The 24642-nt window shown below is 62.1% G+C and carries 20 protein-coding genes and 1 tRNA gene; 13 read left to right on the top strand and 8 right to left on the bottom strand.

All coding sequences use genetic code 11. The features are described from left to right. Window position 1: 1 nt before the first annotated feature. A complete protein-coding gene (locus AC1DXN_RS21610) occupies window positions 2-940 on the bottom strand; it encodes a DUF2182 domain-containing protein (RefSeq protein WP_477276121.1) in 939 nt (312 codons plus the stop codon). Between the two features lie 60 nt (window positions 941-1000). Here AC1DXN_RS21610 and AC1DXN_RS21605 point away from each other — a divergent pair, with 60 nt between their 5' ends. Next, window positions 1001-2212 carry a UbiH/UbiF family hydroxylase gene (locus tag AC1DXN_RS21605; protein WP_477276270.1) on the top strand — a complete coding sequence of 404 codons (1212 nt, stop codon included), beginning with the start codon at window positions 1001-1003 and terminating at the stop codon, window positions 2210-2212. A 221-nt stretch (window positions 2213-2433) separates the two neighbouring features. Then, complete coding sequence (gene hspQ / locus AC1DXN_RS21600) at window positions 2434-2757, top strand: heat shock protein HspQ (protein WP_477246952.1); 324 nt, start codon at window positions 2434-2436, stop codon at window positions 2755-2757. An 83-nt stretch (window positions 2758-2840) separates the two neighbouring features. Here the strand turns inward: hspQ and AC1DXN_RS21595 are convergent, their stop codons facing one another. Continuing rightward, on the bottom strand, window positions 2841-3467 hold the full coding sequence (locus AC1DXN_RS21595) for an invasion associated locus B family protein (RefSeq protein ID WP_477246953.1): 627 nt from the start codon (window positions 3465-3467) through the stop codon (window positions 2841-2843). A 244-nt stretch (window positions 3468-3711) separates the two neighbouring features. On the opposite strand from AC1DXN_RS21595, the gene AC1DXN_RS21590 reads away from it, so the two are divergent. Both AC1DXN_RS21590 and AC1DXN_RS21585 read left to right on the top strand, forming a co-directional pair. After that, window positions 3712-5532 carry an extracellular solute-binding protein gene (locus AC1DXN_RS21590; RefSeq protein ID WP_477276123.1) on the top strand — a complete coding sequence of 607 codons (1821 nt, stop codon included), beginning with the start codon at window positions 3712-3714 and terminating at the stop codon, window positions 5530-5532. Between the two features lie 24 nt (window positions 5533-5556). After that, on the top strand, window positions 5557-6237 hold the full coding sequence (locus tag AC1DXN_RS21585; protein ID WP_477276125.1) for a DsbA family oxidoreductase: 681 nt from the start codon (window positions 5557-5559) through the stop codon (window positions 6235-6237). A gap of 1 nt (window position 6238) precedes the next feature. Here the strand turns inward: AC1DXN_RS21585 and AC1DXN_RS21580 are convergent, their stop codons facing one another. Further along, window positions 6239-6673, bottom strand: a complete 435-nt coding sequence (locus AC1DXN_RS21580) for a hypothetical protein (protein ID WP_477276127.1) — start codon at window positions 6671-6673, stop codon at window positions 6239-6241. 592 nt (window positions 6674-7265) lie between these two features. Here AC1DXN_RS21580 and AC1DXN_RS21575 point away from each other — a divergent pair. Both AC1DXN_RS21575 and mgtE read left to right on the top strand, forming a co-directional pair. Further along, window positions 7266-9152, top strand: coding sequence for an ABC transporter ATP-binding protein/permease (locus AC1DXN_RS21575; RefSeq protein WP_477276129.1), 1887 nt, complete (start codon window positions 7266-7268; stop codon window positions 9150-9152). 392 nt (window positions 9153-9544) lie between these two features. After that, a complete protein-coding gene (gene mgtE, locus AC1DXN_RS21570; RefSeq protein WP_477276131.1) occupies window positions 9545-10909 on the top strand; it encodes a magnesium transporter in 1365 nt (454 codons plus the stop codon). A 72-nt stretch (window positions 10910-10981) separates the two neighbouring features. Here mgtE and gor read toward each other — a convergent pair whose 3' ends face one another. The 3 genes from gor to rpiA form a co-directional block, all read right to left on the bottom strand. Beyond that, on the bottom strand, window positions 10982-12373 hold the full coding sequence (gene gor / locus AC1DXN_RS21565) for a glutathione-disulfide reductase (protein WP_477276133.1): 1392 nt from the start codon (window positions 12371-12373) through the stop codon (window positions 10982-10984). A gap of 123 nt (window positions 12374-12496) precedes the next feature. Beyond that, entirely contained in the window at window positions 12497-13105 is a 609-nt protein-coding gene (locus AC1DXN_RS21560; protein WP_477276135.1) for a DUF2059 domain-containing protein, read from the bottom strand. Continuing rightward, a complete protein-coding gene (gene rpiA, locus AC1DXN_RS21555; RefSeq protein ID WP_477276137.1) occupies window positions 13092-13823 on the bottom strand; it encodes a ribose-5-phosphate isomerase RpiA in 732 nt (243 codons plus the stop codon). Before rpiA ends, AC1DXN_RS21560 begins: the two co-directional genes overlap by 14 nt. 143 nt (window positions 13824-13966) lie before the next feature. Here rpiA and AC1DXN_RS21550 point away from each other — a divergent pair, with 143 nt between their 5' ends. The 4 genes from AC1DXN_RS21550 to AC1DXN_RS21535 all read left to right on the top strand — a co-directional run bounded on the left by AC1DXN_RS21550 (window position 13967) and on the right by AC1DXN_RS21535 (window position 16291). Next, window positions 13967-14653 (top strand): phosphoglycolate phosphatase, encoded by a 687-nt coding sequence (locus tag AC1DXN_RS21550; protein WP_477276138.1) that lies wholly within the window; start codon window positions 13967-13969, stop codon window positions 14651-14653. A gap of 140 nt (window positions 14654-14793) precedes the next feature. Then, window positions 14794-14868 (top strand) — tRNA-Val (locus AC1DXN_RS21545). A gap of 274 nt (window positions 14869-15142) precedes the next feature. Further along, window positions 15143-15445, top strand: a complete 303-nt coding sequence (locus tag AC1DXN_RS21540; RefSeq protein WP_477276140.1) for a hypothetical protein — start codon at window positions 15143-15145, stop codon at window positions 15443-15445. Window positions 15446-15604: 159 nt separating this feature from the next. Further along, window positions 15605-16291, top strand: coding sequence for a Crp/Fnr family transcriptional regulator (locus AC1DXN_RS21535; RefSeq protein WP_477276142.1), 687 nt, complete (start codon window positions 15605-15607; stop codon window positions 16289-16291). Window positions 16292-16307: 16 nt separating this feature from the next. Here AC1DXN_RS21535 and AC1DXN_RS21530 read toward each other — a convergent pair whose 3' ends face one another. Both AC1DXN_RS21530 and AC1DXN_RS21525 read right to left on the bottom strand, forming a co-directional pair. Further along, a complete protein-coding gene (locus AC1DXN_RS21530) occupies window positions 16308-20633 on the bottom strand; it encodes a cytochrome P450 (RefSeq protein WP_477276144.1) in 4326 nt (1441 codons plus the stop codon). A 127-nt stretch (window positions 20634-20760) separates the two neighbouring features. Further along, window positions 20761-22533 (bottom strand): adenylate/guanylate cyclase domain-containing protein, encoded by a 1773-nt coding sequence (locus tag AC1DXN_RS21525; RefSeq protein ID WP_477276146.1) that lies wholly within the window; start codon window positions 22531-22533, stop codon window positions 20761-20763. A 427-nt stretch (window positions 22534-22960) separates the two neighbouring features. On the opposite strand from AC1DXN_RS21525, the gene AC1DXN_RS21520 reads away from it, so the two are divergent. From AC1DXN_RS21520 to AC1DXN_RS21510, 3 genes are all read left to right on the top strand, one after another. After that, window positions 22961-23218 (top strand): PepSY domain-containing protein, encoded by a 258-nt coding sequence (locus AC1DXN_RS21520; protein ID WP_477276148.1) that lies wholly within the window; start codon window positions 22961-22963, stop codon window positions 23216-23218. 85 nt (window positions 23219-23303) lie between these two features. Beyond that, a complete protein-coding gene (locus AC1DXN_RS21515) occupies window positions 23304-24047 on the top strand; it encodes a lysozyme inhibitor LprI family protein (protein ID WP_477276150.1) in 744 nt (247 codons plus the stop codon). A 147-nt stretch (window positions 24048-24194) separates the two neighbouring features. Beyond that, window positions 24195-24641: a hypothetical protein gene (locus AC1DXN_RS21510; protein WP_477247198.1), complete on the top strand. Its 447-nt coding sequence runs from the start codon at window positions 24195-24197 to the stop codon at window positions 24639-24641. The last annotated feature ends 1 nt before the right edge of the window (window position 24642 follow it).

Raw genomic sequence — 24642 nt, 5'->3', positions numbered from 1 at the left:
CCTACGCCGAGACTACTAGCAGGGCGGCGGCCCAGACAAGCAGTATCGCACCGGCCAGCCGGGTTGGAAGCCTGCCCGCCGTTTGTTTTTCGATCAGGGTGAACAGGCCGATGAGTGCCATCCAGAACACGTTCATGGCGCCGACGGCGAACATCACCAGCATCAGCGCCCAGCAGCAGCCGAGGCACCACACGCCTTGCTGCAGGCCGAGTTGGAAAATGCGCACAGGCTTGGCACTCCAGTTCGCGAACAGGATCGAGAACGGATTTTTGCATTTCGTCAGGCAGGCCTCCTTGAGACCGCTGAACTGGTAGAGGCCAGCAACCAGCAGGGCGGCCGCTCCGGCAAGCCCAACCACTGGAGCCAGCAATTGCACTGACGTGGCGAAAGCATGGACGGCAAGCGTCAGAGCCGCGAAGCCTGCTGCGGCGACCAGCCATGTGCCGAGGTAGCCGGCGACCAGAACAAGCGGATGGACGACCGGTTCGCCCTTGATCCGCGCCGTGTCGGCGATCTCGCAATAAATTCGGATCATCGGCGCCGCCGACGGCAGCATGGTCGCGACAGCCATCAGGAACCACATGGCAATGAGCGCCAGCGCCCTTGTGCCGACAGTTCCATCAAGCGTCGCAGGCGTAAGGCAAAGCGCGAAGAATCGATCGAGGAAATCGGGCAGCGGCAGATGCGGCAGGTATCTCAGCATGGAATCGCCGTGTGCATCGGTGCCTGGGACCCGGCTTTCGGCGCTGCGGATCGCGATGCTGCCGAGCAGCAGCCAGGCAAGCAGGATGCCCGCGCCGAGGATGATGTTGATCGCCAGCCGCGGATTGCGCGCAACGCCCGCCGTGGCGCGACCGGCACGGTCGAGATGGCTGAAATCATGATCCTGGCCGGTCATGGCAATCGAATGAGCCGAATCGCCGCGTTGATCAAGCCGCATGATCTGACCTATATCCATCAGCAGGCCGAACGTGCCTGCATCGTGATGCGGAAACCGAATTTGGACCATCAGCAGACAGCGCGGATACTGGTTGCCGGCGGCGGCCCGGCAGGGCTGATCGCGGCGCTCGGCTTTGCCGAGGCTGGCTTTCCCGTCACGCTCGTCGGACCTGAGGCAGGCGGCCCCGATGGCCGCACCACCGCTTTGATGAACCCGGCCCTGAAAATCCTCGAGCGATTGGGCGTCCTTGCGGATATCAGGCCCAAGGCGGCGCCGTTGAAGGTGATGCGCATCATCGATGCAACCAGCCGGCTGATCCGCAGCCCGGTGGTCACCTTTCGCGCCACGGAAATCGACGAGGAGCAATTCGGGCTCAATCTGCCCAACAGCGTTCTCAATCCGGCACTTGCCAAGGCGGTTGCCGCCCATGCCGGCATCGAGTGGCGAAAATCGATGGTGCAGACATGGCGCCTCGACGCCGACAGTGCCCATGCCGCCCTCGCCGACGGCAGCGAGGTTACCGCGTCGCTGGCGGTCGCGGCCGACGGGCGCCTGTCGCCGGCGCGCGAGGCAGCGGGTATTCACGCATCCGTGCGCTCTTACCCGCAGGCGGCGCTGGTGCTGAATTTCGGCCATCGCAGCGAGCACGCCTTCACCTCGACCGAATTCCACACCGAAACCGGCCCGTTCACGCAGGTCCCGCTGCCCGGCAACCGCTCCAGCCTGGTCTGGGTGGTGAAGCCGGAGACGGCGAAGGAGCTTGCAGCCCTCGACGATGCCACGCTCTCGCAGCGGGTCGAACAGCAGATGCAATCGATGCTCGGCCGCGTGACCGTCGAACCCGGCCGGCAGATCTACCCGCTTTCGGCGGCGTCGCCCGGGCGCTTCGCGCGGAACCGGGTGGCGCTGGTCGGCGAGGCCGCGCATGTGTTTCCGCCGATTGGCGCCCAAGGCCTCAATCTCGGCATCAGGGACATCGACGACCTGATTGGAATCGCTTGCGAAAATCGCTCTGATCCAGGAGCAGCGACAGCGCTCGCGGCTTACGATTCCAGACGCCGGCCCGACATTCTGGCGCGCAGCGGCGCGGTCAATCTGCTCAACATGTCGCTGCTCTCGGACATGCTCCCGGCCCAGATGGCGCGCAGCGCCGGCCTTGGCGTGCTCGGCAGTTTCGCGCCGCTGCGCGCCTTCTTCATGCGCGAGGGGCTGCGGCCCGGCAGCGGCTTTGCTGCCCTCGCCGGCGGTTTGCGAAGGGCGGCCCGACGCTAGCAGGCCTGTGCCAAAACTTTCGATCCATTCGGCGCGTAGCTTAACGAGGCGTCAATCGCGTCGGGATTGAATTGATGTGGTGTCTGCGCCAAATAGGACTGGCAATCAGCCCTAAAGTCGGGCTCGATTTTTGGCAGCGTGTTGCGTAGATTCAAAGCCTTAGAGCGTCTTTGACCCTTCCAAAGGACGCATAGCGCTCTAGGACTTAAGTGGTGAGTAAGATGAAGACAGCCAAATTCTCGATCGGACAGGTGGTTCGCCACCGGCTGTTTCCGTTCCGTGGCGTGATCTTCGATGTCGATCCGCAATTCGCCAACACCGACGAATGGTACGAGGCGATCCCGGCGGATGTGCGGCCACGCAAGGACCAGCCCTTCTACCATCTGCTGGCCGAGAATTCGGAAACGGAATACATCGCCTATGTGTCCGAGCAGAACCTGCTCGAGGACCAGTCGGGCGAGCCGGTGCGGCATCCGCAGATCGGCGAGATGTTCGACAAGCGGCCGGACGGTCGCTACGAGCCGAAACGCCAATCCAAGCATTGATACGGCCAGACATTAAGATGGGCAGGAACGAAAAAAGCGGGGCATGACCCCGCTTTATTCTTAAATCCTGGACTGTCGGTCGATCAGTTGGCGGCCTTCGCCTTCTCCTGTTCGTCCTTGAGCTTCTTGGCGAAATCCTGGTTGTTCTTTGCAACGAAGTCCTGGAGCTTCTTCTGCCGGTCCTCGATGTCGGACTGCTGCAGCGGCGGGCCGTCGAAGGCGCCGCTGAAGCCGCTGAGCGCAACCTTGATCGGGTTCGGCTGGCTCTGGAAATTGATCGAGGTGAGCGTGATCGCCTGTCCTTTCTTGAAGGACTGGACGAGTTGGTCGGTCAACGGCACTTCGGCGACGCAGCGATCGGGGAAGCAGACCACGTAGTCGAGCTTCACCGGTTTGTTGGCGTCGATCTGCAGGCCGATGCCGGGAGGCACGAGACGACCGGACGGAACCGTTACCTGGAACACCTTGCGGTTCACCTTGCCCTTCAGTTCGATCAAGCTGACGCCGGTGACCAGCTGGCCGTTGCCGGCCGTGGTGATGTTCTGGACATTGCAGATGTCGACATCTTCCTGCTTGGTGCAGGCCTTGAACCAGCCCTGTGGAATCTGCTGTTGCTGTGCGGAAGCGGCGGGAAGTTCGGCGCCCAGAAAGCCGACCACACCTGCGGCCATGACCGTCAGGCGGTACGCGTTGCTGTTCAGGCTCGTCATGTCGTGCGCTTCCTCTCAAATGATCTCAGGACCGGCTTTTTCGTGCCGTGCGGTCCAGCTACCTGTTGCCGAATTGAGGCAACAGGATGACTTTGGACGGCGTGTTACACTGCATGTGCGGCCGAATCCAGCCCGGCGCCTGGAATTCTTGGCGGTGCGATTGGCCGGCGGAATGGTTCAACTTGACCATCCTTTGCTCTAGGGTGCACTGCGAATCATCAAGCCGCCCAGTAAGGAGACGGTCATGGACCGCGTTCTTGTTTGGCTGATCGCCGCCCTCTCGTTTTTCACCCTTTCGCTCCAGCCGGCCGCATCAGAACCGAAGCACGCGATCGCCATGCATGGCGAGCCAGCGCTGCCCGCCGACTATGCGCATTTCAATTACGTCAATCCCGACGCGCCGAAGGGCGGCAGCATCACCTATTGCGTCGTCGGCAGCTTTGACAATCTCAACCCGTTCATCCTGAAAAGCCTGCGCACCACTGCGCGCGGCATGATGGACCAGAACTACGGCAATCTCGTCTTCGAGCCCTTGATGAAGCGCAATGACGACGAGCCCTTCAGCCTCTACGGCCTGCTCGCCGACAGCGCCGACATGGATCCCGAGCGCAAGAGCATCGAATTCCACCTCGATCCCAAGGCCAAATGGTCGGACGGCCAGCCGGTGACGCCGGAAGACGTGCTGTTCACCTACGACGTCTACACCGACAAGGGCCGGCCGCCTTACAGCCAGCGCATGAGCCTGATCGCCAAGCTCGAAAAGACCGGCGACCACAGCGTGCGCTTCACCTTCAACGACAAGGCCAACCGCGAAACTCCATTGATCATCGCGCTGACGCCGATCCTGCCCAAGCACGCCTTCGACAAGGAGACCTTCGACAAGACAACGCTGAAACCCTTGATCGGCAGCGGGCCCTACACCGTGGCGCAAGTGCAGCCCGGCCAGCGTATCGTGTTCAAGCGCAACCCGGATTATTGGGGCAAGGACATCCCTTCCAAGCGCGGCTTCGACAATTACGACCAGATCACCATCGAATATTTCCTCAACGCCAACGCCAAGCTTGAGGCGTTCAAGAAGGGCATCTGCGCCATCGACGACGAGAGCGATCCGGTCAAGCGCGAGCGCGATCTCGACTTCCCAGCCTTCCACAAGGGCGATGTGGTCGCCGAGACCTTCGACACCGGTATTCCGCCTGTCGTCACCGGGTTCCTGTTCAACACCAGGCTGCAGAAGTTTTCCAACCCCACCGTACGGCGCGCGCTCGGCATGCTCTACGACTTCGAATGGGCCAACAAGAACCTCTTCGCAGGCAAATACACGCGCACCATGAGTTTTTGGCAGAACTCGGAACTTTCCGCGCTCGGCCATCCGGCTGACGACAGGGAAAAAGCCCTGCTGGCGCCCTACCCCGGCCGCGTTCCGGCCGACGTCATGGACGGCACGTACCGGCCGCCAGTCACCGACGGCTCGGGCCAGGATCGCAAGGTGCTGAAGGCCGCCTTCGATCTGCTGAAAAGCGTGGGCTACACCGTTCAGGACGGCGTGATGCTCGATCCCGAGGGGAAGCCTTTCGCGTTCGAGATCCTGACGTCCTCGCAGGACGAGGAACGCCTTGCCGCCATCTATCAGCGCACGCTGGAGAAAATCGGCATCGAAGTCGGTATCCGTGGCCTCGAGGGCGACCAGATCCAGTCGCGCAAGCAGCGTTTCGATTTCGACGTCCTCATCGGCTCGGGCGGTTTCAACAACTCGCTGTCGCCCGGCATCGAGCAGCTTGGGCGCTGGGGATCCGCTTCCGCCAAGGCGGAAGGCTCCTTCAACCTTGCCGGCGTTGCCGACCCGGCGGTGGACGCTGCGCTGGACGCAATGCTCAATGCCCGCAGCCGCGAAGACTATGTGGCTGCTGTCCGCGTCCTCGACAGGCTGCTGATCTCGGGCAACTATGTGGTGCCGATGCAGCACAACACGCAGCAATGGATTGCCTACTGGAACTATCTGGAACATCCGCAAAAGACGCCCCTGGCCGGCTATGAACTGCCAAGTTGGTGGCGCAAGGCGAACTGAACTTCCGCGACAGGAGATCAAGCAATGAGCGAACTGAACTCGATCACCGTCGATGTGGTGTCCGATGTCGTCTGCCCATGGTGCTTCATCGGCCAGAAGCGGCTCGACAAGGCGATTGCCGCCGCCGGCGATGTCGATGTGCATATACGCTGGCGGCCATTCCAGCTCGACCCGACCATTCCGCCCGAAGGGAAGGATCGCCGCGAATATATGCTCGGCAAGTTCGGCAGCGAGCAGCGCATCCGCGAAATCCATGCCCGCATCGAGCCGCTGGGCGAAGCGGAGGGAATCAACTTCGCTTTCGACGCCATCAAGGTCGCGCCCAACACGCTGGACGCGCATCGCGTCATCCGCTGGGCGGGTGCGGTCGGCGAGCCTGTGCAGAACCGGCTGGTGCGCCGGCTGTTCCAGCTCAATTTCGAGGAAGGCGTCAACATCGGCGATCATGCCGTGCTGATCGGGGCCGCCCGCGAGGCCGGCATGGATGCCGCCGTGGTGGAGACGCTGTTGCCGACCGACGCCGATGTCGAGGCGGTGCGCACCGAAATCGCCACCGCTTCACGCATGGGCATTACGGGCGTGCCGTGCTTCCTGCTGGAAGGCAAATACGCGGTGATGGGAGCGCAGGACGCCGACACGCTGGCGGACGCCATCCGCCAGGTTGCTGCGGCAAAGGCGAAGGGCGAACTGGAAAAGACCGGCTGAACTAGTTCACCGTCACCTTGGCCTTGCTGACGAAAAAGCCATGGCCGTTGGAGCCGGTGCAAGTCAGCCCCCTAGTTGACGACTCGCACTTGAACGGGCCCTTGCTCCAGCTGTTTCCGTAGGCCAGCTTGGCGACATCGCTGCAGCAGCCTTGCTCGCCGGGGTTCTTGATCAATATGGCTGGTCCCTTCGGTCCCAAGATAACCGTGATGTAGCTTGGCTCGACGCGCGAGCAACTCAGTTCCGGACCACCGTCCTGAGGCTCATAGGTGCTGGTGCCGCCCTTGGGCGTGTAGATGCAGCCAATGTTGCCTGACGGGGTGTTGAACTCGACCTGCCCTTCGGCACTCGCCGGAATGGACTGTTCGGCGGCATGCGCCAAAGGCAGCCAGGCCAAGGCAGCAAGTGTCGCGACTGAAAATGTTCGTGTAAACATGGAAGCCCCCTCAACCCGATGCGCCGAATCAGGTTCGATCCGGATGGCAGCGTTGTCAAACGCGGTTTGGCGTGCATCTGGAAAAGTGCGATTTGGCGGATCGCCCAGACGCCCGGAACCCTTCGCCCGAAACGAATCGAGGCAGATAGGGCTGCCGGTCAGCGATCACGACGGTACTCCTGATGTGGTTGGAGACAGCCAATTTGGGGGCTTGCCACTCAACCCTTAGGAGGAGAATTGGCTGACCGACAAGGCGGAGAGGTTCACAAAACCGTGTGAAAAGCTTCCCCAAGGGAAGGTAAAGACGATCGCCTCACCACTGCTCAACCCATTGTAATAAATAGCAATATTTCCTTTCCGCATACAGGCTCCGCAGCCGGACCTGTTGCCCAGCGGCAACGTTGCGTGCGCCTGTTCACAGTCGCCGGGAGAAAATTAATAGAAAATGATCAATTGGTGTTACTATCCGTAACAAAAGAAAAAAGGTTTGGGCGGGATCGTGATTCGGGTCGGTAGACCATCGCAAGAGTCAGTACCTGAAAAAACACCTCGCGATGCCGCAAGGCCGTCGCCCCTGACGCCGGTTTCCTCGATGCGGACCTTCTGGGGGCTGATGCGAGCCTACTGGTTCTCGGATCGCTGGAAGGAAGCCTGGACACTGACGCTGGTGATCGCGCTGCTCACGGCGCTGTCCAGCAAGTCCGGCGTCTGGTTCGCCGAAGCGTCGGGAGAACTGGTCAACTCGATTGCCTTTTTCCACGATGCGGCAAACACCGCGCCGCTTGAATCACTGCTGACCAATGCCGGCATCCTCGTGCTGCTGGTCGTGCTCAAGGACGCAGGCTTTACCGGCATCCGCAGCCTCGTCTCGGCGACGCTGCATCGCAAATGGCGCGGCTGGCTGGACAGCCGGTTCAACGAAGCGCTGCTCGACCCCAATCACACGCATTTCCATGCCCAGCACGGTTCGTCCGGCAAAGCCGCCCCCGACAATATCGACCAGCGAGTCCAGGAATCGATCAAGGACATGACCGGTGGCGCCATCGGCCTGGCCATGGGTGTCCTGGGCGTCGCCACCTCGCTCTACTTTGTCGGTGGAGCGTTGCTGACAAACTCTGTCGAAGTAAAAGGACTCGAGTTCCTGGGCAGCTATGGCAGCGCGGTCCTGGCCTTCGTGGCGGTCGCCACCTATGTGCCACTGAACACCTGGATCGCGGTCAAACTGGGCAGGTTGCTGGAACGGCTCAACGTCAAGATGCAGCAGTCCGAAGGCAGCTATCGCGGCGAGCTGATCACGCTCCTGCGCCGCAGTTTCCATGTCGCCGCGTCGCACGGCGAGAATGTGCAGAAGACCATGCACAGCCAGCTTTATGTCGATATAGACCGCACCTGGGCGCGGCTGAACATCGTCAACACCGGCTACAATTCGTTCGAGCTGATCTACAATTTCATCGGCGCCCGCATTGTCGCATACGGGCCGGGCCTGGTGCCTTTCATCCACAATGGCTTCGACCTCAAGGGCTACATAACCGGCTCCGAGATGGTCAATTCGCTGATCAGTCAATGTTCGTGGTTCATCCATGTCATGCCGGCCATTGCGACGCTGCGGGCCAACAGCCAGCGCGTGACCGAACTCGCCAACGCCATCGAAAACGTCCAGCGTCCGCAGGAATTCTACAGCCAGACCGGACGTTCGGATTTCCGCTACGACCGCCAGAACCCGGTTTTCGGCCTGACCATCCAGAAACTCGAACTGGCGCATCAGGGCGAAGACGCCACGCCGTTCCTGAGTGCCGCGAATTTGCGCTTCCGCCGCGGCGAGTGGACGTTCCTGAAGGGTGAGTCCGGTTGCGGCAAGACCTCGCTGATCAAGGCAATCAACGGCCTGTGGCCCTATGGCCGCGGCACCATCGTCTTCCCGGACGGTGTGCGCAGTTTCTTCGCCGCCCAGGAGGTCAAGCTGCAGCAGGTCTCGCTGAAGCAGCTGGTCTGCCTGCCCGGCTCCGAATACGACCACACTGACGCACAGGTCGCATCTGCCTTGCACAAAGCCGGTCTTGGCGATTTCATCGAACACATGGCCGACGAAAACCGCGAGGGGAAGAACTGGGATCAGATTCTTTCCGGCGGCCAGAAACAGAAGCTGGTCGTCGCACGTATCGTGCTGCAGCAGCCGGGGCTGCTGTTCCTCGACGAAGCCACCGGCGCCCTCGATCCCGACGGCAAGATCGCTTTCCACCAGGCGATCAAGGACAATTGCCCCGATGTCACGGTGATCAGCATCATGCACGAGGCGGTGGCGCCGCGCTCACTCTCAGGCGCCGAATTCTACCACAGCGTGGTTTCGATCGCCGACGGCGTCGCCACCAAGAAGCCGCTGGTGCCGAACCTGCCTCGCGAGCTTACCACCATTCTCGCCCAGCCAAGGCCGGCCGAGGACAAATGGCTGCGATTCTCCCGCCGGCTGAAGCAGAAATAGCGGCGACACCGAGGGCTTTGGCCGCCGCAGGCTGTCCTTGAGCGACAGCCACACACCGACAGCGATCACAGTCTCGCGATTGGCCCGGTTCGCCGGCGTTTTCGGCCCCTATCGCGATTGACTCGGCAAGACGCGCTCCTATGTTGCGCCGGCTCGCAGAATTCCAACCTACAGCCGCGCGTCACTTCGGACGCGCAAAGGACGCTGTAGAAACTTAGCATTTGCGCATGATCCTTTCCGAAAATCGAAACCGATTTTCGGGGTCATGCGCTAGCCCGCGAGCAGAAAGGTCACCGCGCCATGCCTGGCGACAGTCACAGTCGAACGCAACAGCCGTCCGCCTAGACGTGACCTGACCGGTTCACGTCCTGCCGGATGGCAAGGAGTGAACCATGAACGAATTTTCCCCCGTAGCGGGCGACGATGCCGTCGCGATCGCCCGTATCCTTGCAAACGATCACGTCGCCGACGTCGTCGAGGCCCTGAACCGGGAGCCTCATGAAACAGCGATAGAGCTGCTGTGTGAAGTGCCGTTCGAGCGGCTGGTCGAAATCTTCGACCAGCCGGAGCTCGACGCGGCGCCCGAGCTTGTAGAGGCGCTGCCCCGCGCCAAGGCGGGCAAGCTGCTCACCGCCATGTCGGTCGACCGCGCCGCCGACCTCCTGCGCGAGTTGGAGGAGCCGGCCCGCTCCGAGCTGCTCGGCGGGCTTGCGCCGCCGCTGCGGGCGACCCTGCTTGCCATTCTGGGCTATCCGGAAGGCAGTGCGGCTTCGCTGATGACGACGGAGTTCGTCAGCGTGCCCGCGGACTGGACCGTGGGCCGCACGCTTGACTACATCCGCAAGGTGGAGCGGACGCGCGAGACCATCTACGCCATCTACATCGTCGACCCTGAGACGCATGTCCTGGTGCGCTCGACCGGCCTGCGCCGGCTGATCACCGGCGAGCCGGACGATCTGGTCATGGATGTCGCGCTGGATCGCGCGCCGGTCACGGTTTCACCGCTGACCGACCGCGAAAACGTGGCGCAGCTGATCTCCAAATACGATCTGCTCGCCGTTCCGGTCGTCGACCACGGCAAGATCCTCGGCATCGTCACCGTCGACGACATCATCGATACGATGGTCGAGCAGACGACCGAGGACGTACATCGTTTCGGCGGCATGGAGGCTCTGGACGAGCCCTACATGAAGATGAGCTTTCTCGCCATGATCCAGAAACGCGGCGGCTGGCTGTGCGCGCTGTTCATCAGCGAGATGCTGACCGCCAATGCGATGCAGAGCTATGACGGCGAACTGCAAAAGGCGATCGTGCTGACGCTGTTCATCCCGCTGATCATGAGCTCCGGCGGCAATTCCGGGTCGCAGGCGACCTCGCTGGTGATCCGGGCGCTGGCGCTGCGCGAGATCGGTCTTGGCGACTGGTGGCGGGTCGCCTTGCGCGAACTGCCCACCGGCCTCGTGCTGGAGGCCATGCTTGGCGTAGTCGGCATCTGCCGTATCTCGCTGTGGCAATATATGGGCTTCTACGACTACGGCCCGCACTGGCCGCTGATCGCCACCACGGTTGGCGCAGCGCTGGTCGGCATCGTCACCTTCGGCTCGCTGTCGGGATCGATGCTGCCGTTCGCCTTGAAACGCATCGGCTTCGACCCGGCCAGCGCATCGGCGCCGTTCGTCGCCACGCTGGTCGATGTCACCGGCCTGGTGATCTATTTCTCGGTGGCGATGGTGATCCTGCGCGGCACGCTGCTGTAGCAGGACCCTGGCGTCAGCCATCGCGGCAACCCGTTGTCGCGAAGGCTCGTCTTCGGGCGCATCACGTGCGCGTCAATCCACGCGCTGGCCGTCCTTCACCCGGTAGGTCGGCTTGTACATGGTGACGAGTTCTTCCGCCGCCGTTGGATGCACGGCCATGGTGCGGTCGAAATCGTCCTTGGTCAGCCCGGCCTTCAACGGGATGGCGAGAAGCTGCGCCATCTCGCCGGCATCCGGGCCGAGGATGTGGGCGCCCAACACCTTTTTCGAGGCGCCGTCGACCACCAGCTTCATCAGCATCTTTTCATCGCGACCCGACAGCGTGTGGCGCATCGGCCGGAAGGTGGCGCGGTAGATTTCAATGTCGGCAAAGCGCTTGACGGCCTCGTCCTCCGACAGGCCGACGGTGCCGATCTCCGGCTGCGAGAAGACCGCGGTGGCGATCGTGTCGTGATCGGGCGCGGTCGGATTGCCCTTGAAGGCGGTCTCGATGAAACACATCGCCTCGTGGATCGCCACCGGCGTCAATTGCACGCGGTTGGTGACGTCGCCGATCGCCCAGATGTTGTCGATGTTGGTGCGCGAATATTTGTCGACCTTGATGGCGCCGGTCTGGCCAAGCTCGACGCCGACGCCTTCCAGGCCCATGTTCTCGGTGTTGGGAATGCGGCCGATGGCGAGCATGACCTGGTCGACGGTCAGTATCCTGCCGCCGGTGACCAGCGCATCGAGCCGGCCGTCCGGGCGCTTGCGGATCCATTCTGTGACAGCGTGGCAGAGGATCTTGATCCCCTTCTTTTCCATCGTGTCGTGCAGCATGCGCCGCAGGTCCATGTCGAAGCGAGAGAGGATCTCCTTGCCGCGATAGACGAGCGTGGTGTCGACGCCCAGGCCATGAAAGATGTTGGCGAATTCGACGGCGATATAACCGCCGCCTTCGATCATGATCGCCTTCGGCAGTTGCTTGAGGTCAAAGGCTTCGTTGGAAAAGATGCAGTGTTCATGCCCAGGCAGTGCCGGATGCGGCGCCGGGCGGCCGCCGGTGGCGATGAGGATCTGGTCGGCGGTGACGGTGCGGTCCTCGCCCAGCAGATGCACCACATGCTTGTCGACCAGCATGGCGCGCGAATGGAACGTCTCGCCGCCGGCGCCCTTGACGTTCTTCTCGTAGATCGCCTCCAGCCGGCTGATCTCGCGATCCTTGTTGGCGACCAGCGTCTGCCAGTCGAAACTCGCCTCGGGCACCGTCCAGCCATAGCCGGCTGCGTCGGCAAAATGCTCGGGAAACTGCGAGGCATAGACGTAGAGTTTTTTCGGCACGCAGCCGCGGATGACGCAGGTGCCGCCATAGCGGAATTCCTCGGCGATGCCGACGCGCTTGCCAAGGGCTGCCGCGACACGCGCCGCCCTCACCCCGCCGGAACCGCCGCCGATGACGAAAAGATCGTAGTCGTAACCGGCCATGACGAAGCTCCCGAAGCGCGATGAACTTGCGCCACAGGTAGGCTGCAAACTGGCAAAAGAAAAGCCCGGACAAAGCCGGGCTTTCTTGGTCCAGCGACGAGAACGCCGCTTGGAAAAGAGGGATCAGTTGGCCGGCGCTGCACCATCGGCAGGGGCGGCGCCGTCGGCCGGAGCCGCACCATCCGCAGGGGCAGTGGCGTCAGCCGGCGCCGGTGCGGCCTGCGCCTTGGCTTTCGCGGCCGCGGCCAGCGTTTCGCCAACCTGCTGGGCGAGATCGCGGCCGAGGCCGTTCTGCCAGATGTCGGCGGCCTTGATCAGTTCACGCGTCACGCCCGGGCCGTTGTCGAGCAACTTCTTGCCGGTATCGGAAGTGTAGAAGGTGGCGATGGCGTTGAGGTCCTGCTCGGAGAACACCTTGGCGTAGGCGAGTGCTGCTTCTTTCTCCAGATCGGCGCGGCGCGCGGCCAGCGCCATCGCCTTCTCGCTGACCGTCTTGGCGATCAGTTCCTGCATATCGGGATTCTTCTGGATCAGCTGCTGCTCGAGCGCGGCGGCCGCCTGTGGCAGGATGCTGTCGAACGGGTCCGTTGCGTGGATCGCGGCAACCGCGGCGCGCGCGGCCTTCAGATGCGCTTCGGTGACGTCCTGCGAGAACGCCGGCGAAGAAAACGCAAAGACAGCCGAAGCCACCAGAATGGCGGAAAGGCTGCGAACCCGGTTATGCAACATCATGATCGGTAGAACTCCCTGGTTTTCGGGCGGCATGGACGGTTTGGATGCCGTCGCCGCCGGCGATGATGGCCGCTGACGCCAGCCCGATGAAAAGACCGTGCTCGACCACGCCAGGAATGGCATGGAGAGCATTCGAAAGCGCTCTTGTATCCGGAATGCGGCCAAAAGATGCATCGAGGATAAAATGGCCGCCGTCTGTAACAAAAGGCTGGCTCCCCGTCATCCTCAATGTAACCGGGCCGGAAAGACCGAGGTTTTGCGCCGCGGCACCTACCGCGATTTCGGTGGCGCGCAGGCCGAATTGATTGACTTCGATGGGCAGTGGAAAACGGCCGAGCGTCTCGACCATTTTCGAGCGGTCGGCAATGACGATCATGCGCTGGGACGCCGCCGCGACGATCTTTTCGCGCAGCAGTGCGCCGCCACCGCCCTTGATTAGAGTCAGCTCCGGGTCGACCTCGTCGGCGCCGTCGATCGTGAGATCGAGTTCCGGCGTTTCCTCCAGCGTCGACAGCGGCACGCCAAGCCCGCGGCAAAGGATGGCGGTGCGTTCAGACGTCGGCACGCCGACAACGGTCAGCCCGGTGGCAACCTTTTCCGCCAACAGCCGCACGAACTCTTCGGCCGTGGTGCCGGTGCCGATCCCAAGCCGCATGCCATCGGTGACATGGGCAAGCGCTGCCCGCGCAGCCTCGACCTTCAGTTGCCTCGCATCCATGCCTGCCCCGGAATCCGTTTGTTCGGGCGCTCCTAGCATTTTTGCCGGCCCGGTCAAAGGCTGTGGACCGAGCAAGCCTGCTTGCCTGTATGGGCAGCAAGGGCTATCGCCTGCCGGCAACGCATTTCGCCACAGGACAAGCCATGACCCGACCGATCATCGTGTTCGACCTCGACGGGACGCTGGTCGACACCGCGCCGGATCTGCTCGACAGCCTCAACCACAGCCTTGCCGCCAGCGAACTCGCCGCCGTCGACGAAGCCGGCTTCAAGCGCTTCGTCGGCCAGGGCGGCCGGGTGATGATCGAGCGCGCGCATACCGCGCAGCAGAAATCGCTCGCGGTGGACGAACACGACCGGCTGCTAAAGCTGTTTCTCGATCACTACACCGACAACATCCCCGGCAAGTCACGCCCCTACCCCGGTGTCGTCGAGGCGATCGACCGATTCGAGAAGGCCGGCTATCTCCTGGCCATCTGCACCAACAAATACGAGGCCAATTCCGTGGCGCTGATCGAAGCGCTCGGCCTGACCAAGCATTTCGCGGCAATCGCCGGCCAGGACACGTTCGCCTTCCGCAAGCCCGACCCGCGCCATCTCATCGAGACCATCGCGCTGGCCGGCGGCGACCCCGATCGTGCGCTGATGGTCGGTGATTCGCAGACCGACATCGATACCGCCAAAGCCGCAGGCATTCCGGTGGTCGCCGTCGATTTCGGTTACACCGACCGTCATGTCAGCGAATTCGAACCGTCGGCGGTGATCTCGCATTTCGACGCGCTGACGCTCGACCTGGTCGAGCGGCTGATCAAGGCTGCGGCCGGACGCTGACCGGGCAAGGGGCAGCGTCACGTCGCAAACGGGGTCGAAAGCACGACAATTCCGATCCTGGTCGCAACGCCGCACACCGCCTTGACTTCAACTGCCGGCCTCCCTTATATCGCGGCTCGCTTGGCCTTCGGGCAACGAGCGGGCGATTAGCTCAGCGGGAGAGCACACCCTTCACACGGGTGGGGTCGCAGGTTCAATCCCTGCATCGCCCACCATCTGCCCTAACAGCTACAGTTCGCCCCCTCCCCACCAAAAATCTTCTGGGCGAAATTCAAGGCGCTTGAGTGCGACGCACTTGACCTTCGAGCGCCGGGCCGGCGATTGGGCCAGCGGAAGAGCCGCCATCCGCCTTCCTGAAATCTCTGTGACCCCCTTCACAGACCGGCAAGCGATTTGCGCGCCCCTATGGCTCAAGCGGAAACGGGCATCGCCAATGCGACCAGCCCGGCCGCGATTTATGGCAATGTTTTTCAGCCCCGGAGAGGACAGATGCGGATCTTGTTTGCCTTTGGCACATTTATCGCGGCAACGGCGTTCACCGCTCCGGCGATGGCGACCACCGATGCCTATGTCCTCATCGAAACCGAATCCGGCGCGGCAGGCGACGTTTTGGCCACCAATTGGGGTTTTGGCCAATGCCTGGGACTGTCCCACAGTTTTCGCCCTGACGAGATCGTCGTCCAGATCGCCTGCGACGACCTTGCCAGCCTGAACAAGGCCATCGGCGTGGACATCCCGGCCAAGCAGGGCGTCAAACGCGTCACCCTGTGGATGCTGGGCAACAACCATTAAATGCAGAAATTTCGATCACCTAGTCATTTTCACAGTTGCCGTCTGCACGCTTCCAGGCACCTCCCGGCCGGGCGTGCAGACGGCCTTCTGCCACATTTACTTTGATCGGTCGCGCCGTTGTCGTACAACTATTACAGCCACGACAGACGGAATTTCATCATGCCGACCGCCAGCGCGAACGACAGAAGCGATCTGCCGCGCCTCGCGCGGATCGATCCGCGCCAGTTCGATCTGCTCTTCAGCGGCTGCAAGGTCGAACGCTATGCCGTCGGCCAGCATCTTTTCGTCCAGGAAGATGCAGGCGACCGCATCTACGGCGTGATGAGCGGCACGGTGGAAATCTCGATCTATTCACCAGGTGGCCAGAAGCTGGTGGCCAATATCGAACTGTCGCGCAGTCTCGTTGGCGAGATCGGCGCCCTCGACGGGCGCCCGCGCACCGCCACCGCCATCTGCCTCACCAGTTGCGAGCTGGTCTCGCTCAGCCGAACGCAACTCTTTGATCGTATTGAGAAAAATCCACCCCTGGCACGCGCCATGATCGAACTATTGTGCGCCAGGCTGCGCTGGGTCAGCGGCGAGCTCGGCGACCAGGCTTTCTTCGGCATCGAGGCAAGGCTCGCCAAGCGGCTGGTCTTTCTGGCCGAAGTGATGGCGGACGGCGCCGGATGGATACCGATCTCGCAGTCCGAACTGGGCGAATTTCTCGGCGCCACGCGCGAGTCGGTCAACAAGACGCTCAACGACTGGCGCAACCGGTCGATCATCGCCATCAAGCGTGGCGGTCTGCGCATAACCGACGCCGGCGTTCTTCGCCATATCGCCGAGTCCCAGGACGACGACTGAAGACGTCAGGGCGCAATCACAGCCGCGAAATCAGGTAGCGCAACGCCGATCGACTCGGCATGAAAAAATAGCCGCCGCCCTTGGTGGTGACGAATTGCGGGACCTCTTTCAACACCGTGACCTTTTCCCAGGACGGAATGGTGAACCTGCCATGTCTTTCGCGGGAACCGATCGTCGGGTCCTTTTCAGCGACGAGGCCCTGGAACGAGGCCGATGAAACCCAGGTCTGCTGGATGAATTCGTACTGACGCTCGATGTCGGCGTTGAGGCACATGAAGAGCAGTCCCTTTTCGACCTTTCCAGTCTCGCTGTCCTGCTTCTCATAGGTGCGGCCGACCCGCAGGATGCGGTGGCGCTTGCCGATATTGATCTGCGTATCGCGGTCCTCGCCCAGCGAATCGCGCGGGTTGGAACGGCGTATGTGGGCACCGAGCGGGCAGCGATGGCCTTGCGGATCCTCGGCGCCACTGGCGAAGTTGTTGTCGATGACGCGTCCCGGATGATCGGGGTTCCGCACCAGCGAGGAGCCGTTCTGCCAACGGCCGAGCATCTTGGCGGCAACCCAGTCTTGGGTGATGGCCTGGTTGCCGGTTTGGCTCGCGGCCAATGCCGCGGCCTTTTTGCAATAGTCGTTGAAGGTGTCGACATGCTGCTGGAACTGGCGAATGACGAGGAACGAGCCGTTGCGGCCGAAATCGCGCGGCGGTGGCGGCAGGCCTGGAACAAGCCGGCTACGGCGCACCTGCGAAAGGATGCCGGTCCGGTCGCGTGATGCGCTTACCGAGGGCGAGGACGGATAGAACCCGTGCTCGTCACGATAGCCGAACAGGAACTCGCCGGGCGCGACCAGATGCATTGGCGCGGCGCCCCTGCTGGCGCGGGTGGTGCCGCGGACAATCGGCTGCGAAATCCCGTCGGCGAAGCCGAAATGCTCATAGGCTGGCCCACGTTCCGACCTGTCGTCACCCTTTGCCGCATTCGACGCCGCACTCGACGATTTCGTCTGCTTGTTGGTCGGACCCCGATTGACGGCGAGCGGCAGTTCAGCGACGACCTTCATGCCTGCACCGGTCGTCTTTCGTTTCACGGCGGCGATCTCGGTCTGCAACTTTCCCGGTTCTTCCGCATAGCAGACGATGACCAGGTCGACAGGCTTCTTCAACGACCCCCACTCCCATTCGTCCGCTGCGTCGCCTCGGTCGTCCAGGATGCGCCTACGCTCGGGATTGCCCATGCCATGGCGAAAGGCAATCGGGAATGTGTCCAGAGGATCGTCCTCCACGCCTTCGTCGAGCCCAAGCTGCCGCAGGCCACCGGGACCAAAGGCTACCGTCATGGCTCGCCCGGCAGGCTTGCCTTCGCCGAAACTCGTCTGTTCGATAACGAAATCGAGCCAGGCCTTGCGTTTGGCTGCCGGCAATTTGTCCGGCACTTGGATCGCAAGCATGTGCGAATAGCCAAGCGGGCCGAACGGACCGAAGAAGATGGACTGGATCTCGCCGGTTTCCAGCTGCTGCTCGAGAGGCGGCGGAAAGGCCGAACTGACGTTGGCCAGCACAGAGGTGGTCTTTTGAACGGTGGTCGTTTCGCTCGCCGGACGCTGCAGCGAACCGAACAGGCTCAGCCAGTCGCGCGCCTCGTTGCCGACGGCGGAAGCAATGCCGCGCCTGATCCGGGAATTGATCCGGATGCGCGTGGTGTTGAGATCGGGATAGGCGGAGTACCAGAACAGAGTTGGCACCTGCTGGCGCCGCGCCCAGCGCTTGAAGCGATCGCCGTCGCGCGCGCCGTCGAGGAACAGCCATTGTGTACGTGGATAGCCCACGGTGTTGCTCCACACGCCGGTCAGGCCGGCGGATGCCTTGGCAATGAAGTCCTCGAGATAGCTTTCCCAGCTGCCGCCGTAGTTGGAGAAGAATATCAGTCTGTTGGAGCCCGGCAGCAGCACCCAGCGGGCGAAATGGATGGTGTTGATGGTGTTGAGAAAGCCTGGCTTGAACACCTTCTGCGCGGCGATCGAGATCAGGTAGAAGGAAAACCTCAGCGCCAGCCGCCGCAGGATGCCGGCCTTCATCGTCGAAATCGCGGTCAGATGGTTCTGTGCCGCGTGGTCCTCCTTGGCGAGTATCGCGTTCAATGCAGATATGCCGATCGATGTGCTTTCCGCATGGTCCTTGTCCTCGCGGCGCCGCAGCGCCAGCAAGCACAAAAACATTAGCAGCGCCGCCGCCACCAACACGCCAAGTCCCGACAACAGGAGCGACGTAACTGCTACGGCTATGGCGGTGAAGGAGATTTCATGGGAACTGATGTCGATCGATCTGCCGAACACCACGCTGTAAGTCATGTACCAGCAAGCGGCCCAGATGACCGCCACCGTCACGAAGACCGGCGGCACCAGCAGGGTCGTCATCAGGGCACGGCCCCAATGGCCCGGCGGCTTTTCCAGCTTGCTTTCGGCCGGCTTGAATGCCCAGGCAAACGTTCCCAATGACTGGACATGCTGGCGAACTTCAGCGAGCACGGCCGGAGCGTTGCCGGTGCCTTTGCGTGGCCGCTCCACGATGTCGCGCACGGCTTCGAAAAGCTCCTGCTCGGCCTTGATGCGCTGGACCGAGTGACCCGGCGTGCCCGAAAACACCAGCCCGGCATTGCTGCCGAAAGAGGGCGAGATGTCGACATTGTGTTTGCGCAGGAAGTCGCTCAGCGCTCCGCCTTCCGGCAAGCCGCAGGCCTTGAAGATGGGCCGCAGCCTGCTTTCGATTGCCTGCGCGACAGCAGCGATCACCTCAGCAGCGCTGCCGTCACCGGAGATCTCGAGAACGAGCGCGCCTCTTTCAAGACCTGACGCCTTGTCCGTCTCGCCGGTGCCGACAACAGCGAGACTGGAGAAATGAATGGTGCCAGCACTGTTGAGCGCGTCGCGGATCTCGTCGCCGGCGGGGTTGCCGAGCTCAGCCACCTTGGTGCGGATGGTGTCCAACGAGGTGCCCCGGGTGACTGGACAAACCACTGTCACCATTGACTGGTCGACCGTCTTGCAAAGGGCGTCCGGTTCGAAATCGACCTTCAGGGTTTCGGGGTAAGCACCGATGCGCGTCATCCGCCCGGCCTTGCCCGGCATGCGGCGCAGACCCTGCTTCTGGAACAGAGCGCGCAGGCTCTCGCCGATCTGGATCCTGGCGATCTCGGCGCCGATGCACTGATGGATGCCGTGGCCGAAGACCATGTAGTCGCGGTGCGGGCGTGACGTGTCGAACGCGTTCGGGTTCTGTACGGCGTCCGCGTCGAACATCGCCGACAGCGTTGCCGGCATCACCACAGTGCCCGCCTTCACCAGGCGCTCGCGGTGCGTGCCCTTGCCGATGATTGCGTCGCGCGCGGTGTAGCGCCACGGGCCGATCCAGATCGGCTTGAAGCGCATGGCTTCGAGAACGGCCCGGTCGAGCTTGCCGGTGTCGTTTTCGGCGAGCGCCGCGTCGATGGCCTGCCGTGCATCTGGTCGCGACAGGATCACGTCAAGGCAATTGCCCGCGGCCAGCACATTGGTCGGCACGAAGCCGGCGATCATGCCGAGCATGATCGAATGAAGGTCGGCCTTGGACAGACGCCCTTGATCCATCTGGGCAACCAGCCTCGCCAGCGGCTGCTCGCTGTTGCCCCCCTTGTCCCTGATCGCATCGATGGACCGGTCGATAACCTTGATCAGCCGATCGCCGGCGACCACCGCCAGTTGGCGTACGGTGGGTTCCCCGCTCGGATCGGAAAAAAACAACGCGCTTAAAGCTATGGACCAGTCGGCAAATTCGGATTCGTTGTCGATCTCGATACCGAAATAGTCGCGGCAGATGTGCACCGGAACGAGCTTCATCAATCCGGAGATCGCGTCGAAGCCGGGCCTGGCGCGGGTCATGATCTCCTGCGAATGGCGCGCGGCGATCGGCCTGACGGCGGCTTCGACTTCAGCTGGCGGAAAGGCGCTCAGCACCGACGATTTCATGCGGCGGTAGTCGGCGCCGTCCTGCATGCCGAGGATGAAATTGGACCCCCGCGCGAACTCGGTCATTTCCGGGCCGTACGGGGTCTGGAATTCGTCGCCGCGCTCCAGTATGTCGCGGACATCGGCGCTCTTGGTGACGAGCAGAACCCCGAGCACGGTGATGTTCGGGCGGAAGCGTCGCAAGAAGGCCAACCAGACGCGTGGATGATCTTCGACGATGAATTCGCCGATGCGCGCCAACAGGCCCGTTTTGCGGAGCCGACCCAGATCGAATGCCGGCATCTCCGACAGCGGGCGCTGGTTTTCCTGGGCCTTGCGAATGCCGTCGAAATATTTTGTCATGCGCGTTCAAGCCCCCCGGCTGTCCACGTCATTGCGATGCCGGCTCTCAAAGGCCTATGGTTGCATCGGCTCTGCGTATGTGAATTTTTTCACAGTTGTCAGCGTTCGGCCAGCCAATGACAGCAGCTCATTTGGCGCCTTCGAAATTGGCGATCAGGAATTCGTTTGCCGCCTTGTCCGCGAACGGTATCCAGCGAACCCTCTGCTCGGAAAAATCGGGGTGCCTCGTAGCGAAAATGGCCATTTCGTGCCGCGCCTGTTCCGGCCGACCGCTTCGCATCAGCGCGCCGATCTTCAGGAACCTGGCGTAGAAATAGCCGGGTGACAGGTTGAGCGAACGGTCGGCGGTGGCGATGGCAGACGGCCAGTCCTCGACGAAACTATAAGCCGCCGTCAATTCCCCCAGATTGTGGAACCGGTAGAGATCGAAGGGGCTCAGTCGCTCGGCATCAACAAAGAACGGTATGGCGGCGGCGGCATTGCCGAGCAGCAGATGGGCACTGCCCATCCCCGAGCGCGCAAAGGCAAAGCTCGGATTGATGTGGATCGCTTCCGCCAGATGCTCGACCGCGACTGCGGGTTTTCCCCGCATGATCGCGACGGCGCCGAGATGGGCATGCGGACGCGCATCGAGACTGTCCATCAGCAGCGCCTTGCGCGCGAACTGCTCGACCTTGTTCAAATCGTCGCCATCGCCGGAACGCAGCCACGCCCGCCAGAAATACCACCATGCCAGTTCGTTCAGCACGGCGCTTGAATTGGCGTCTTCCTGGTAAGCTTTCTCGAAAAATTCCAGCGCGGTTTCAGTGTCGCCGCGGGTGCGCCGGTTCATGTGCCAGCGCCCTCGCCGCACCAGCTGCCAGGTTTCGAGGCTTTCCCACGGCACCTGGAACGTTCGCGCCTGCTCCGCCCGGTCGACCTCCTTGTCGAGGATCGAGACGATCTCCGCGCCGATCTGGTCGCGCAGGTCGAATATGTCGACCAGATCGCGATCGAAGCGCTGCGACCAGACCAACCGCCCGTTTGACGCGTCGGCCAGCGAGGTGTGCAGGCGTATCTGGCCGCCGTTGCGCATCAACGTGCCGCTGACGATGTAGCGCGCACCAAGCGCGTTGCCGATCACCCGCGTTCCCAGAGTATCGTCGCGGAACTGGAAGCTGGAGCCTTTGGCGATAACCGAGAGCCATCTGGTGTTGGAAAGACCATAGATGATGTCCTCGGCGATGCCGTCCGCCATATAGCCGACGTCGCGCTCGTCGCCATCGCTCTGGAACGGCAGGACGGCGATCGCGGGCGGACCTTTGGGCGACCGCTTCTGCTGTGCATTAACCTGAGGAATGGCCGCAAACGATGCCGCCGGCGAGGAACCGTTGTCGCTGCGACCCGCGATCAGAACGCGCACCGGCAGCGCGATATTCTTCAGCATGAATTCGCCAAGATCGGTGAACTCGGCTGCCGTCTTGTCTTTCACATGGTGCCATGTCGTCTCTGAAACGGCGAGGCCGTCGCGCGGTGCGAATTCCTGGATTCTGGCGGCGATGTTGACGTCGTCGCCGTAGAGGCGGCCTTCGCGAACGATGACGTCGCCGGTGTTGATGCCGGCCCGAAAGGGCATGCGCATGTCTTCGGCAACCGATGCATTGAGCGTGACGATCCGCCCCTGGAAATCGAAGGCCGCGCGCAGAGCCTCGATCGGATTGCCGAATTCGGCCATGATGCTGTCGCCGGCATCGCCGAACGTGCGGCCGCCAAATGTGCCGCAGCTGTCAGCGATGATGTCGCGGCGCTCCTCGAAGGCGGCGACGGCGGATTCGTCGTCGATACCCATCAAGCGCGAAAATCCGACAGCATCGATAGAAATAATCGTCGCCAGCTGACGGGTGTAATTCCGTTCAGCCATTTTCACGCCTCGGTCCTTCTGGCTCTGCTCCAGCACAGGGACTACCCGCTCCTGAACATTTTCGCCGCTTTCTGAAAAAAATATCAGCAGGTGCGGCGCGCCGATGCCGCCCTGTCCCATCAGGAAGTCTAACAGGGTCTTGGTGAAAGCTCTACCACGATCAGCTAATGGAAGGCATAGCGCGGCAGCATCAATGGTTACTTGATCGTTACCTAATATTCTGTACGGCATATTCGTCCTACGCATTGAAACAAAATGGCTTTTACCAATATTAGACGATGCTCATGGACATATTGGACCTACTTTTAGATGGACCTGGATCGCCGGCTCAATCAGGAGGCGAAACCGGTTCTGGGCGCGACGGAACAAACCGGCATGGAAGCGAGTTTTCCTACACAATTCACGCCAACATGAAATGAGGGCAATCATGCGCATTGTTGTTCTGGCGATCGGTCTGGCAGGTCTCCTCGTCAGCGGATCGGCTTTCGCGGCCGACGACAAACCGCTGCCGCCGCCGAATGCAAAAAAGCTCTCGGAAATCATCGCCAAGGTCGAGCAGCGCGACGGCTTTCGCTATGTGAAGGAGATCGATTGGGACAGCGACGGCTACACCGTCACCTACTACACGGCCGACAAGGCAAAGGTTGAGATCACCTACGACCCGGTGACCGCCGCGCCGAAATAGCATCGCTGCTGGATTGTTATGCCGGACATTCCGTTTGGCGCGCATTTTCCCTAGAGTGCCCACCATCGAACAATGGGGGGCGGTCATGCGTTATTGCAGCCGAATTTCCAACCGGCTGTTGCCAACCGTCGTCATGGCCGGCGGCCTTGCCGTTCTTGGTCCGGCACGCGCCGAGGGGCCGTCCTTCGATTGTGGAAGGGCGAGTTCGCCAACGGAAAAGGCGATCTGTGCAGACCCGCAACTGTCGGCAATAGACGCGCTGATAGCCAAGGCCTTCAAGGATTTTGAGCCGGCCTTTGGTGGCGACAAGCGCAAGATCGCCCGCACACTGGTCGCCGACCGCAACGCCTGCAACAGCGACGTCGCTTGTATCGTCAGCGCGCAGAACAACGCACTGCAGACATTCGGCTTCTCGCCGCATTGGGTCGAAGCCTACAATGAAGGACTGATCGGCAAGAAGGCACTGGACACCGGGGCACGCGAACCCAAAGGCGCCAACCAGCCCCTGCCCGCCGCGATCGGCCAATGCGCGGTCACCCATATCGCCACGCTTACGACACGGCTCGGCGACGATCCTCTCGCCACCGCCTCGGCTGACGGTGGTGCCGCCGCGACCTTCGTCAATGGTGGCTCGGCGGTTTCCTATGAGCGCGATCCGGGGCTGGCCGCTTCGACGGTCGGTGACCCCGCCGTGCTGTGCCTGATGTCCATCCCCAGGGATTGCCCCGAAGGCGATTTGCGCGGCAGGGTCTATTATGGCGTCGATCTGAATTTTGAAAGTGCCTGGTGGGTGCTGCCGGATTCGGAGCATCTGTGCGGCGGTGCCTGAGCGCACCGGGCAAAGGCGGAGCCAGCGGCAACAGTCTCTTCAGCCTCCACTTGCGCCATTTCGTCTTTGATGGCTGACTGCGCCTTATGATTGCATCGCACGGGGGCGCGCGTGGCTACTGTAGGGCATGTCTTGAAACGCATCCTGATGATGCTCGCCGGCTATTTCGTTGCGGTGTTGGTCGGTCTGGTCGCGGTGGCGGCGATCTACGGCGCGCTTAGTTCATTGCCCAATGCGCCGGACTATTTCGATGCCATGGGCGTCACGCCCATCGCGGTCCTGCTGGTGCCGCCGGTCGGCATGTTCGTGTACTTCCTGACGATCATCCTGACAGGCCTGCAATCACTGATCTTTGCGCTGATCGCCGAATTCTTTTCGCTGCGCAATTTCGTACTGCACATGCTGTTCGGCGCCACATCGGCGGCTGCGGGCTTTCTTCTGATCTGGCCAGGCGCGCCGGAAGATACGGAGCGCTGGGCCGATATAGGCATCATCGCCGCCGCCGGCCTTGTCGCAGGCCTGATCTATTGGCTGATTGCCGGGCGCGAAGCCGGGTTTCGTCGCCCGCTTTATCAACGCTTTGATCAAACCTAGA

The organism is Mesorhizobium sp. P2_H9 (assembly GCF_056403215.1).
This window is presented reverse-complemented; position numbering and strand designations above follow the sequence as displayed.